The sequence below is a fragment of the Clostridium massiliamazoniense genome, assembly GCF_001403635.1.
GTDB classification, from domain to species: Bacteria; Bacillota; Clostridia; order Clostridiales; family Clostridiaceae; genus Sarcina; species Sarcina massiliamazoniense.
This window is the reverse complement of sequence record NZ_LN879466.1, coordinates 465,829-478,160: the sequence shown is the minus strand read 5'-3', so window position 1 is coordinate 478,160 and position 12,332 is coordinate 465,829. Positions and strand designations below refer to the sequence as shown.

The window sequence follows — 12,332 nt, the reverse complement described above, 5'->3', positions numbered from 1 at the left end:
ATGCTGTGACCATTGAACTAGTACTAGAAGCTCTTTATTTTTGAACAATAGTTTCGTAAGTGACTATCTAAATCTTGATTTAGTTATAGGAACTTACTCAGCGAGCAAGGCGAGTCGAGTTTCCTTTTAAAAGAAGCTCAGTGCTAAACGCACTGAGTAACTTCCAGTTACCAAATCATAGATTTGGACTGTCAGTCAAACAAAGTGAGTTTGGAAATTTTAGAAACTATTATAAGAAAAAATATTAGATCTTCTTTACGTAGGTGAGTGGTCACAAATGATGAACCTATATAGCTAGATAAAAGGCAGAGAGGATGTATCTATAATTTGATATATCCTCTATCTTTCTTCTTAAATATCTTTGCTAAATAACTTTTTTATTTTTAAATGAACTCACTATAGAAAAAATTCCTCTTCCTACAAGACCCATAATTCCAATAAAAAAGAATATATATGCTATAGGAATTAAGAAAAATGGTTCTACTAATGTTCCATCTGGCATAATCTTACTCCCAATTAAATTAAATGCTACTATACAAAGAAAAGCTATAATAAATGGACTTGAATATAAAATATTTTTTTTCATTAGTTTTCCTCCCCCAACATCACTTATTTCTTTATTTGCTTTAAGTATAACAACTTCTTTTGTCATTTTCAACATGTTTTTATTGAAAAACAATAAATAATTATTTTAAAATTTAATATTTTTTATAATCTTCCATATAACTCAGTAATTTTATATATCTTCTTCTCTAATTCTTCTGTTAATAACTTTCTATCAACTCTCCATGTCCAGTTTCCCCCTAAAGTTGATGGAATGTTAATTCTAGCTTCAGTCCCTAAATTTAAGAAATCCTGTAATGGAATTATAACCAAATCACTAACTGAACTAAATGCTCCTCTTATAAATCCAAAATTATATCCTTCCTCCTCATTTAATCCTAAATACTCCTTAGCTTGTTTAAATATTTCAGAACTCCTTTCTTTATCTATCCATCCTTTTATGGTGTCATTATCATGAGTGCCTGTGTAAGCAACAGAATTTTTCTCATAATTATGTGGCATATATCCACTATTGTAAGAACCAAAAGCAAATTGAAGTACTTTCATTCCTGGATAACCTGTTTCATCTTTAAAGTCTATAACTTCCTGTGTTAAAAATCCTAAATCTTCAGCTATTATATTTAAATTTCCTAATTTATCTTTTATAGTATTAAATAACTTTATCCCAGGTCCTTTAACCCATCTTCCAAATTCAGCTGTTTTATCTCCATAAGGTACTTCCCAATAAGACTCAAAACCTCTAAAATGATCAATTCTCACCACATCATAAAGTTTAAAACTCTCTTTTATTCTTAATACCCACCACTTATAAGCATTACTTTCTAAATAAGTCCAATTATATATAGGATTTCCCCATAATTGTCCTGTTTTAGCAAAAGCATCTGGAGGACATCCTGCAACTACCTTTGGTTTTAAATTTTCATCTAAGTTAAACATTTTGGGATTAGCCCAAATATCGCTTCCATCTTCTGCTACATAAATAGGGATATCTCCTATTATCTTTATTCCTTTTTTATTTGCATAAACCTTTAAGTTATTCCATTGCTCAAAAAACTTAAATTGAACAAAAGCCCAATAATTTATTTCATCTTTTAACTTCACTTTATAATAACTTAAAACATACTTTTTTCTTATTCTTATATCTTCATCCCATTGTTGCCATGATTTTAAATTAAACTCTTCTTTTATAGCCATATATAAACTATAATCTTCTAACCAAAAGTAATTTTCTTCCTTAAACTTAGTGAATAATTGCTGGTTTTTGTTCAAAAAATTTTTATAAGCCTTCTTTAAAATATTTTTTCTTTCATAATATATCTTTCCATAATCTATTTTATTTTCATCATTTCCATAATCTATATTAATGTAATCTTCTTTTAAGAGTAGATTTTCTTCTTCTAATAAATCAAAATCTATAAAATATGGATTTCCTGCAAAAGCTGAAAAACATTGATATGGTGAATCTCCATAACTAGTATGACCTAGCGGTAGTATCTGCCAATAACTTTGCCCTGAATTTTTTAAAAAATCTACAAACTTATAAGCTTCTTTTCCTAAGGTTCCAATACCAAAATTACCTGGTAAAGATGATATATGCATTAATATTCCACTACTTCGTTTCATAATAACCCTCCATACTTTTTTACTTTTTCCAAGACAATATGCTCTTTTCCTCTATGTGCTAATATTAATAATTTATTATTTTAAATATTTGAATATTACCATTTATTTTCTTTAAAAACACTCTTGAATTTATCACTAATTAGTGATAAAATTAAGACATGGAAAAAAGTAAAATAAATAAAAATATTCTTTCATTAGGCACTTTAATTGCTTTTAGAAGAGCTAATAACAGACTATCTAAAAAGGAGGCAATTGCTATAAAAGAAGGTGGCTTAACCTTAGGTCAATTCGGCGTTTTAGAAATTCTTTATAGTAAAGGAGATTTGACAATCTGCGACATCATAAACGGAATTTTAACAACCTCTGGCAATGTCACTGTTGTAATAAAAAACTTAAAAAGAGATGGATATGTAACACAAATTCCTAATCCAAATGATAAAAGATCTTCTTTTATTTCAATAACTGATAAGGGAATTGAACTTTTAAACAGAATCCTTCCTGACCATTTTAAAAACATTGATGATAGCCTTTCTAAATTAAGTAAGGAAGAAAAAAAGGAACTAATAAGATTATTAAAAAAAATACAATAAGAAAATACTCTCTTTACCTTTTACGTGGATAAGTAAATGATATTATTAAATTCATTTACTATCCTTAGGGTAAAGGAATAATAAATCGCAACTAAGAAATAATAAATAAGAAATTTATTTTTATTCAAATATCACTAATTAATGATATTTGAAATTGATATATAAAGGAGTCTTACACATGATAAAAAAAATTTATAACAAAAATATGGGTAAAAGTAATCTAGGTTGGCTTGAAAGCTCATTCCACTTTTCATTTGCTGAATACTACAATCCACTTAATATAAATTTTGGTTCTCTTAGAGTTCTTAATGATGACATAATTCATCCACAAAGTGGATTCCCTACACATCCTCATAGAGACATGGAAATAGTTACTTACTTAGTTTCTGGTAAATTAACTCATAAAGATAGTATGGGCAATGAAAGAACTCTTGAGCGTGGAGAAGTTCAATACATGAGTGCTGGTACAGGTGTTTATCATAGTGAGTATAATATGGAAGAAAAAGATGATTTAAGATTACTTCAAATTTGGATTTACCCTGATGCTAAGAACTACCAACCTAACTATGGTGATATGAAATTCAATTGGGATGACAGAGTTAATAACTGGCTCCATATGGTTTCATCAACTGAAGGAGATGCTCCTATAAAAATTCACCAAGATATGAACATCTACTCACTTTACCTAGAAGAAGGTAAAACTGCTACTTTTGATGTTGCTAAAAATAGACAAGCATACTTAGTTCAAATTGAAGGTGATTCTATAATTAATTCTGTTAAACTTAATGAAAGAGATGCTATGGAAATAGTTGAAGAAAACTTAACTATTAATGCTAAAAGCAACTCCCATTTCTTAGTTCTAGAAATGAGAAAAGCTATTTTAGATTAATATATAAATAAATCCTACTCCCTTAAAGTTAATTAATCCAAAAGAGGATGTACCAAATTATGATACATCCTCTTTGCTTTTTAGATGCTATATAGATTCATCAGTTATGACCACTCGCTTAAGTTTTGATTAACTACTTTTATGCCACTTTTACATCTTCCTTAACTTCTTGTATTTTCTTAAATGTTGGTATTATAAAAATACTAAATAATACCGCTAGAAATGATCCAAAAATCAATACGTAAAGTGCTAAATTTGAATGTTTATTCCACAATGCTCCTATAGTAGTTGTCCCTATAAAATCTCCTACATAAAAAGATAAATTAGCAGCTCCATTGGCTACTCCTCTAAATTTATTTATAGATATTAAATTTACTGTTGTTGGTATTAAACTAAATAATATATTATACCCTGTAAGAATTACTAAAGCTCCAAAACCTACAAATATTATTCTGCTACTTCCTAGAAATAATAAAGTTCCACCTAGAAGACATAAAGTTGCTACCACTGCTAGTTCTTTTCCATATCCCCTTTTTATAAACCTTGTTGAAAATCTCATTATTATAACAGCTATTATTATGGCTGGAGTAAATACCATCCACATATTTTGAATACTTGTTATTCTGCTTACATATTCAGGAATTATAAACATCCCTGATATTCCTACAAAACCATTTATAAAAGCTACTACTATTATTCCTAAATAACATTTATTTTTTAATATCTTTCTTAAATATGCACTTCCTTCTCCTTTTTCTATCTTTACTTTTTCTTGTTTTTCCTCATTTCTATCCTTCTCTTTTTCTAAATCCTTTAAGAAAAATAAAATCAAGAAAAACATGATTATTATTACTATAGATGATAACATTAATAATTCCCTTACTGACATAAATTCTCTTAATATAGGTCCTCCACCCAGAGCACAGGCTGATGATATTCCAACAATTACTCCAACTATACTTATAGCATCTGCCCTTTTTTCAAAGCTTATACTTCCTGAAAGCCAAGCATAACCAGCTGAAGTTATAGCTCCTGCTCCTTGAAGTGCTCTCGCTGCCACAAATACATAAGCATTGTTAGCAAAAGTAGCAATAAGAACACCTATTATCATTATGCCAACTCCCACTAAAATCATCTTTTTATATCCGTACTTATCACTCCATGAACCAAAAGGAATTTGAAATAACCCTTGAGTTAAACCAAATATACCTAAAGCTATTCCTGCTAAAGTTAAAGTTCCATCAGCTAAAGAACTACAATATACTCCAACAAAAGGAGTAATTAAATTCATGGCAATTTGCCTAAATCCTAAAGCTAAGCCTATAAGTATTATGAATACCATCTCATCTTTAGTAAATATTTTCTTTTTCATTTTCAAAAAACCTCTAATCTATCATTAATTTAAAAATCCCTCGATAATTTTCAATAATAACAATAAATGATTTACTTGTGAATAAAGATATTTTGATAAAACGTTACTTTATAACAACTATAAGTTATAGATTTAATACTATCTGTAACTTAATTAATCTATGTTTAGATTTTAAATAAAAATGTTTGTAAAAGTAAAAAAGTTATATAACTTTTTCAAATTATATAACCTTCTCCTTTTAAATCTATATAATTATTAAACACCTGTGGCATATCCTGTGTTTGTATATACATACCAATAAGGATTTTTGTATCCTTCTTCTTGCATTCTCTTAGTATAAACATAATAAAGTCCAGCACCTTTCTTACCTGCATGAAGAACTACCTTCGTTATTATTGGTGCTGTCACTTTAGGATTAGTCTGTTTATAATAGGCTGCTTGTTGATCTAGCATTTGCTGAATATACTTTGTTGCTTGTGCTGTTGAAAATGGTACAGGACCTTCATTTACCTTAATAGTAAATGCTATAGATGCTTTTTTCAATTCATTTGCAGTAATATTTTCACTAAGTGCCTTAGTTCCATTTACTTCTATAAATGCATTTATAAGTTCTGAATTTGGTATTGCATCAAGCCATTGAGAAGCCCATAATGCTCCATCTGCCATGCAGAAAGTATAATAACCATATTGCCATTTTAAAATCCATTGTCTCATGATATAATTTAAATCACTATCTGAAATAGGCTTTCCAGTATCATTCTTAACAATAACAGTACTTAAAGGAAATTCTGCATTTACATTAGGTGGTATAATTTCAATTTTTCCATTACTTTTTGCACCACTATTATTTTCATTTGAATTATTATTATTTATAGTGTTATTTTCACTTACATTCTTACTTGTACTTTCTTTATTATTAACTCCACTTTCATTATTAGAACCTTCTTCACTTCCACTAATTACATTATTAGACTTTCCCTCTTCATTTGTCCCTATATTATTATTATTAGAACTTACTTCCTTTGTATTAGAATTATTTGAAGGTGCATTATTACCTTTAGCTAAAAGTGAATTATTATTTTGCTCTTTATTACTTCCTAAGTTACTCTCCTTTGTAGAATTGCCTATATTAGAAGTTGATACACTAGATTGTTGTCCATTACTTCCTGCCATTTCATAGTAATATCCTCCTGCGACACAACATGCACCAACAACTGCAATTGCTATTCCAATTAAAACTTTTTTCATAAGTAATTCTCCTCTTTCCATAACCCCTATAATAAAATTATAAATCTATAATCAGTTCCAATATTTACATTATAATTGCAGAAAGATTTCTAATTTCCTTACCTTCTATAAATTGAGAGTTAATTTAAATAAATTAAATAAAAAACTCTATATAGATATGTTTCTACAAATCTACATAGAGTTTTTAATACCAAATCAAAGATTTGGGGTATCAATTACCTATTATCTATTTTTTCTGGATATAAATCGTGATTTACTAGTCTATCAAAAGCAACCTTTTCCCACATAGTTCCTGGTTTACCGTAGTTGCAATAAGGATCTATTGATATTCCTCCTCTTGGAGTAAATTTACCCCAAACTTCTATATACTTAGGGTCCATTACTTTTATTAAGTCCTTCATTATTATGTTCATACAGTCTTCGTGGAAATCTCCATGATTTCTAAAACTGAATAAATATAATTTTAATGATTTACTTTCAACCATATTTACATTTGGAACATATGATATATGAATTGTTGCAAAGTCTGGTTGACCTGTTATAGGACAAAGACTTGTGAATTCTGGGAAATTAAATTTAACAAAGTAATCATTATCTGGATGTTTATTTTCAAAAGTTTCTAAAACTTCTGGAGTATATCCAAACTCATATTTAGTTCCCTTATTTCCTAATAAAGTTACACCTTCTAATTCTTCTTTACTTCTTCCTGCTGACATTTTGTATACCACCTTTCAAAATTCTGTGAGAAATTAAATTATTTCTTATATCTTCTTAAGAACTCTTCATATCCATTTCTTCTTAAAGTACATGATGGACATTCTCCACAACCATCACCTTTTACTCCGTTGTAACAAGTTAATGTTTCATTTTTTACAAGTTCTAATACACCTAAATCATCTGCCATTTTCCATGTATCTGCTTTATCTATCCACATTAATGGTGTTAGTATATCAAAATCATAATCCATTGCTAAATTTAATGTTACATTTAATGATTTTATAAATACGTCTCTACAGTCTGGATATCCACTAAAATCACTTTGTGATACACCTGTTATAATTGTTCCTGTTCCTTTTTGTTTTGCAAGAACTGCTACAAAGCTTAAGAATAAAAGGTTTCTTCCATCAACAAAGCTATTTGGTAATTCTCCTTCTGGCTTTTCTTTATCAACTTCAATATCAACTCTTGTTAAGGAATTTGGTGCAAGTTGATTTAATAAAGCTAAATCTAATATATAGTGCTCAACCCCATATTTTTTACATATTTCCTTAGCACAATCTAATTCTTGTTTATGTTTTTGTCCATAGTCAAAAGAAACTGCTATAACCTCTTTAAATCTTTCCTTTGCCCAAAATAAACAAGTTGTACTATCTTGTCCTCCACTAAAAACTACTAGTGCTTTATCTTTATTCATAAAAAATCACTCCTAACTAAATTTGAGAATTCATTAATAACTCTTGTCTTAAAAGCATATCTTCTTTAAATCTACCTTTAAATGTACTTGTTTTAGTTACTGTTCCTGGTTTCTTTATACCTCTTGCAGTCATGCATGAGTGTTCACCTTTTATTAAAACTGCAACATCTTCACAATCTGTTGCCATTGCTATTATTTCTGCTATATCATTACCTATTTTCTCTTGTAATTGAAGTCTTTTTCCAACCATGTCAGCAATTCTTGCTATTTTACTAAGACCAATTACTTTCTTTTTAGGAATGTAGGCTACAGTAACAGTCATGTTATACATTAAAGCTAGATGATGTTCACAGAAACTGAATATAGGAATATCATTCATAACTACCATTCCGCTTGATGATTTTTCTTCATAATCTTCACCAAAACATTTTCCAAACTTTTCTGCAATTTCTTCATTAGTATAGTTTGTTCCTTCTAGAACTTCCTTCATCATTCCAACAACTCTTTTAGGAGTTTCTTTAAGTCCCTCTCTATCAGGATTTTCACCTACTAATTCTAATAATTCTCTAACTAGCTCTTCTGCTCTTTTAGCCTTTTCTTCATTATTCCAAATATTGTCCATATTAAACTCCCTTCATCATAGGATCCCAAATTACCTTATGCATTTGAATTTGCATTCTTATATCAACTAATTTATTTTCAAGTAAAAATTCAACTATTTCTTTAGGCTCAATATCTCCAAATACAGGACTTACAAAAATTTCACTTTTTCCTTCTGATAATTTTGTAGTACTATAAATATTTTTCATCTTTTCTAAATCTTCTTTACTTCCAACTACAAACTTAACACAATCTATAGGTCTTAAAATATTGAAATTTTCCATATCCATAGTTTGTTCCATTTTACTAGATGGCCCTTTATAGTCAACTATGAAAGAAACATTATGAAATTCATCTATGTACTCTTTTAAATTTATTGAACCATTAGTTTCTACGCTTATATTATAACCTAAATTAACTAATTCTCTTAATAAAGCCTTTGAATTTTCTTTGTTCCAAAGAGGTTCTCCCCCTGTTAGGGTAACATTTTTAATATCCTTATCTAATTTAGAAATTATCTCTTCTATGGACATTTCCTCACCTTGAGTCTTTTCTAAGGCATAATCTGTATCACAATAGTTACATCTTAAATTACATCCAGCTAGTCTTATAAAGTTTGTAAGAGTTCCAACTCTATTTGCTTCTCCGTCTATACTTTGAAATATTTCTACCACTCTCATTTATATGTCCTCCCTATAAGTTGCAGCATTATTAGGAGTTTCGTAAACTGTTATATAATCAACCTTAAAGCTTTTTTCTCCAAGCTCCTTACTTAATAACTCTTCCATTTCATAAAAGAATAATTTTGACATATTTTCAGCAGTACTTCTGCATGGAATTTTCACCATTCTAAAATTCATAGCTTCACATGCTTTAACAAAATTTTCTTCTTCTGCTGTCATATCTTCATAATCAGTTAAAATTAAAGCATGATCATAATTATTGAAATATGCTTTTATGATATTTTTAATATCTGTAAAATCTATTATCATACTATCTGAGCTTCCACCTTCAATTAACTTTTCAGCTTTTAGCCCATATTTTACTCTCCATCTGTGTCCATGTAAGTTTCTACACTTTCCATTATGACCTCTTAAAAAATGACTTGAATCAAAACTTTCTTCACACTCTAATAAATAACTCATATTTGCTCTCCTTATGCTTTATAATTGATTGCTCTTTTTTACAATAAAAAAAGAGCATTGCTGCCCTTATAAATAAAAGTGAACCACAAAATAAGAGTATTAATGAAAGAATTTTTTACAAAAAACACCTAATAATAGGCTTCATTAATATTCTTGGGTCCTAGTTTTATTTATAGACAGGATGGTTTCGAACTGTCTTATTTAATTTTCTTTATTCAAATCATATCATCTAAAAAAAAAATATTCAAGAAAAAATAATATTTATTCAATAATTTCTATAAACTAAAATTTAATTTCAGATAGAGCTTTTAACTCCATCTGAATTTTATTTAAACACAAATCTATAGCTTTTAATTAGCTATTTACCCTATGTCAGGTAGCAATTCTACATAAACATCTCCGAATTCTTCCTTTAATACTTTTTCTATTTCCTTTTGAATTCTCTCAACATACAAAACAGCTATCCAATGCTCCTTAGGTTCAAAATATATAGATATCCACATTTTTCTTCCTGTTCTTATAACATCAAAAGTTGTATTCTTTAATTTTTCTCGTCTTAAAATATTTTCAGTTTTCTCTTTTATTAATTCCATAGTCTCATTTTCTGGAGCAAATAAAAACATATCACTAAAAGCTGGTATTAGAAGTTTTATTGGCATTGGTAACATAAATATTGCTAGTAATATAGCAATTAATTGGTCTATATAAGGATAAATTAATCTTACCAAATTAGAATCATTAAAAATCATAGGAATTAAAAATGCAACTCCCATTCCCAAACTAGACACTATATCTATAATCCATCCATTTAACTCCATTTCAATAAATTTAGAATTTAAATTTTTATTACCTTTTTTCATAAATAAAACAACAAAAATACTCACAAAAGCAACAATTAATTGAAATCCAGCTATAAAATTAAATTCAACAACCTTTCCGCCACTAATAATTATTTGTATATTATTTATTATTAAACCAATAGTAACTGCAATCATTATAAAACTTTTTAAAACAACAAATATAGATTCAAATTGTCCATAGCCATAAGGATGTTTTTCATTTAAAGGCTTGTACAGCATAGGTACTAACTTCATAGAAATAATTAACATCATAAATTCAGTTCCATCATAAACAGCATCCATAAGAACTGCTTGCGACTTACTTATTATAGAAATTACAGTTTCAATGATTATAAAAACTCCACATAAAATCATTGATATTTTTAATATATTTTTTTCTGCTTTAAGCTTTTTACTCATGGAAATACCATCTCTCCAAACTCTATTCTATCTAGGAAAAACTTTAATTCTCCATTTTAATATATATTTTCAATATTAAGCTTTAATACATTTTATTTCATAATTATATATTCTTTTTAAATTTACTATAGAAACTAAAAAAACATAATAAAACAACAAGATATTCTAATACAAAAAAATTAAATATTACTACTCCCTTTAATATTTTTTTGTTTTATATATAATTTTTTTATTATTAATTATACATTTTTTATATTCATTATAAATATTAAATTAAATAAATATTATTTATATTTTTTAAAATTAAAATATTTTCTAATTTTATTTTATATCTTTCTTACATCTATTAAATGAGTATAACTACTTTATTCCACTTATTTAATACCATCCATAGTATAAATAGTATTTATTTTATCTTTTGAAATAAATGTTAATTTACTATTACATTTATTAATATTTTATTAAGTTAAATATTTCTAACTATTTTATAAATATACTTTTAAAATGAATATATATTTTCTTTGAAAAAATAGGAAGTAAGGTGATTTGAAATTTAATATTAAATTTATTATGATGAATACATAAGGTCAATAAAACTATTTACACTTTAAATCAAAGCTTTTAAAAACTTTATTTTAATTGATTTAAAGTATAAATACTAAAAAATATATAGTTAAATTTAATTATTAAAAAGGAGTGATTTTTATGTATATCAGATTAGCAACAGGTGAAAAATGTCTAAAAGGTGGTTTATGGAAATTAGTTGGTACTCATGAATACAGAACTCTAAGCAAAGGTGATGAAATGCCAACATACCGTGGAAGAATGGTCCTTTGGGAAATGACTGTAATTAAATAATTAACTATACTATAGCAATTATAACTATGTGCAATACATATAAGGTTTTATAAACTTAACCTTTAAAATTCACATTAACTTACAAACTAAAACTTGGTTCAAATAGAGTTTTAACTCTAGAAAAACACTTTTTATCTACTTAAATAACTAATAGTTCTAGAATATTATAATTATTAAATTAAAAAGAAGCTCAAAGAAAAGAGCTTCTTTTTAATTTATTTTTCATCATTTATTTGTTTTAGGATAAATTTATTAATAATTTAATATTTTTACAGTCATTTTATTAGCAATTTCCTTTCTTTAAATATATTAATTATAATAAACTTACTAAGATTTTCTTCTTTACAACCACTTGGTAATAATATATTATTAAACCAATTAATCACGAGAAATTAAAAAGCTATGAAAAGAACCAGTAGCAAAATGAAAATTATCAGAGATAGATTCCCCTAGGCTGTAAGGAATCTTTAATGGAAATTTTGTGAATGCCTCTTTGAGCTCTACCTCGAAATCACAGTAGACGGTAGCGGGAACTCCCGTTATAGAGTTAAGGTATGTTGGTACCTGAATTAAAGATGTAATTATAGTATAAAATTCACTTATATATTGCTAGGAGTGAATTAATTCTAGTTCTCTTAGAACACTGTAATTATAATTAGAGTGGAACCGCGGAATTTTACTTCTGCCTCTAAATAAATAATTTAGAGGTGGAAGTTTTTTTATACCCTAAATTACCCATAGCTAAAAATTATCATCTCGTAAACTTTAAA

13 protein-coding genes and 1 other annotated feature are annotated in these 12,332 nt (G+C 27.4%); of the genes, 3 read left to right on the top strand and 10 right to left on the bottom strand.

Annotated elements, in window-relative coordinates; translation table 11 throughout:
• Nucleotides 1-364: 364 nt before the first annotated feature.
• Both ARA19_RS03130 and malQ read right to left on the bottom strand, forming a co-directional pair.
• Nucleotides 365-661, bottom strand: coding sequence for a DUF3955 domain-containing protein (locus tag ARA19_RS03130; protein WP_242862379.1), 297 nt, complete (start codon nucleotides 659-661; stop codon nucleotides 365-367).
• 47 nt (nucleotides 662-708) lie between these two features.
• Nucleotides 709-2,187 (bottom strand): 4-alpha-glucanotransferase, encoded by a 1,479-nt coding sequence (malQ, locus tag ARA19_RS03125; RefSeq protein ID WP_055069487.1) that lies wholly within the window; start codon nucleotides 2,185-2,187, stop codon nucleotides 709-711.
• 158 nt (nucleotides 2,188-2,345) lie between these two features.
• On the opposite strand from malQ, the gene ARA19_RS03120 reads away from it, so the two are divergent.
• Complete coding sequence (locus ARA19_RS03120; protein WP_055069486.1) at nucleotides 2,346-2,777, top strand: MarR family winged helix-turn-helix transcriptional regulator; 432 nt, start codon at nucleotides 2,346-2,348, stop codon at nucleotides 2,775-2,777.
• Between the two features lie 178 nt (nucleotides 2,778-2,955).
• The gene (locus tag ARA19_RS03115; RefSeq protein WP_055069485.1) at nucleotides 2,956-3,666 is read left to right on the top strand and encodes a pirin family protein; all 711 of its coding nucleotides are present in this window, start codon (nucleotides 2,956-2,958) and stop codon (nucleotides 3,664-3,666) included.
• Nucleotides 3,667-3,805: 139 nt separating this feature from the next.
• On the opposite strand, the gene ARA19_RS03110 is transcribed toward ARA19_RS03115, so the two are convergent.
• The 8 genes from ARA19_RS03110 to ARA19_RS03075 form a co-directional block, all read right to left on the bottom strand.
• On the bottom strand, nucleotides 3,806-5,038 hold the full coding sequence (locus tag ARA19_RS03110; protein WP_055069484.1) for an MFS transporter: 1,233 nt from the start codon (nucleotides 5,036-5,038) through the stop codon (nucleotides 3,806-3,808).
• Between the two features lie 255 nt (nucleotides 5,039-5,293).
• Nucleotides 5,294-6,286 (bottom strand): hypothetical protein, encoded by a 993-nt coding sequence (locus ARA19_RS03105; protein WP_147574350.1) that lies wholly within the window; start codon nucleotides 6,284-6,286, stop codon nucleotides 5,294-5,296.
• Between the two features lie 215 nt (nucleotides 6,287-6,501).
• Nucleotides 6,502-7,002: a preQ(1) synthase gene (queF, locus tag ARA19_RS03100; protein ID WP_055069482.1), complete on the bottom strand. Its 501-nt coding sequence runs from the start codon at nucleotides 7,000-7,002 to the stop codon at nucleotides 6,502-6,504.
• A 38-nt stretch (nucleotides 7,003-7,040) separates the two neighbouring features.
• Nucleotides 7,041-7,700 carry a 7-cyano-7-deazaguanine synthase QueC gene (gene queC, locus ARA19_RS03095; protein WP_055069481.1) on the bottom strand — a complete coding sequence of 220 codons (660 nt, stop codon included), beginning with the start codon at nucleotides 7,698-7,700 and terminating at the stop codon, nucleotides 7,041-7,043.
• Between the two features lie 16 nt (nucleotides 7,701-7,716).
• Complete coding sequence (folE, locus tag ARA19_RS03090; protein WP_055069480.1) at nucleotides 7,717-8,322, bottom strand: GTP cyclohydrolase I FolE; 606 nt, start codon at nucleotides 8,320-8,322, stop codon at nucleotides 7,717-7,719.
• 1 nt (nucleotide 8,323) lies between these two features.
• Complete coding sequence (queE, locus tag ARA19_RS03085) at nucleotides 8,324-8,980, bottom strand: putative 7-carboxy-7-deazaguanine synthase QueE (protein WP_055069479.1); 657 nt, start codon at nucleotides 8,978-8,980, stop codon at nucleotides 8,324-8,326.
• On the bottom strand, nucleotides 8,981-9,445 hold the full coding sequence (locus ARA19_RS03080; protein WP_055069478.1) for a 6-pyruvoyl trahydropterin synthase family protein: 465 nt from the start codon (nucleotides 9,443-9,445) through the stop codon (nucleotides 8,981-8,983). It lies immediately after the preceding gene.
• 362 nt (nucleotides 9,446-9,807) lie between these two features.
• Nucleotides 9,808-10,704, bottom strand: coding sequence for a cation diffusion facilitator family transporter (locus ARA19_RS03075; protein ID WP_055069477.1), 897 nt, complete (start codon nucleotides 10,702-10,704; stop codon nucleotides 9,808-9,810).
• A 705-nt stretch (nucleotides 10,705-11,409) separates the two neighbouring features.
• Between ARA19_RS03075 and ARA19_RS17400 the strand changes: the two genes are divergently transcribed.
• Nucleotides 11,410-11,562, top strand: coding sequence for a hypothetical protein (locus tag ARA19_RS17400; RefSeq protein WP_157452216.1), 153 nt, complete (start codon nucleotides 11,410-11,412; stop codon nucleotides 11,560-11,562).
• Between the two features lie 393 nt (nucleotides 11,563-11,955).
• Nucleotides 11,956-12,255: a binding site (T-box leader), on the top strand.
• Nucleotides 12,256-12,332 lie beyond the last annotated feature (77 nt).